Genomic DNA, 442 nt, shown 5'->3' on the forward strand with positions numbered 1-442 from the left:
GTGCGGAAAACGGATGTCTTGGGACGATTCAAAAAAGATTTTTTCTTCATATTATTCACAACAATACGGTTCGTCATTTATCAGATTGGCAGAGGGGTTGCCTGTTGCAAATCAATTCTTTGAGCATATTATCATTAATCGGAATCCCTGTTTTCAGATTGCGATAAAAGGTAGTTATCTGCTCCTGAAAGTAACACAGATGATATTCCTACCATTGCTAAATCACGACACCGTATTAAAAACGAGCAAAAGGTCGTCTGAAAACGACCTCCTGTTTACAGATGTCCGCTAATGATTTGCAACATTTGCGCCAGCACTTTCGGATTGGCTGCCACAATATCGCCGCTTTCCAGCCAGCCTTCATTGCCGGACATATCGGTAACGATACCGCCGGCTTCCTGCACAATCAGCGCGCCTGCGGCAATATCCCAAGGTTTGAGGT

At 44.1% G+C, this 442-nt stretch carries 1 protein-coding gene; it reads right to left on the bottom strand.

Going from position 1 to position 442, the window contains the following annotated elements:
• Nucleotides 1-275: 275 nt before the first annotated feature.
• Nucleotides 276-442: inositol monophosphatase family protein (locus ACTHTU_RS11350; protein ID WP_440362606.1), on the bottom strand; the 167-nt coding region annotated here is incomplete at its 5' end.

The sequence above is a fragment of the Neisseria sp. P0020.S005 genome (assembly GCF_051957055.1).
Taxonomy (GTDB): domain Bacteria; phylum Pseudomonadota; class Gammaproteobacteria; order Burkholderiales; family Neisseriaceae; genus Neisseria; species Neisseria subflava_A.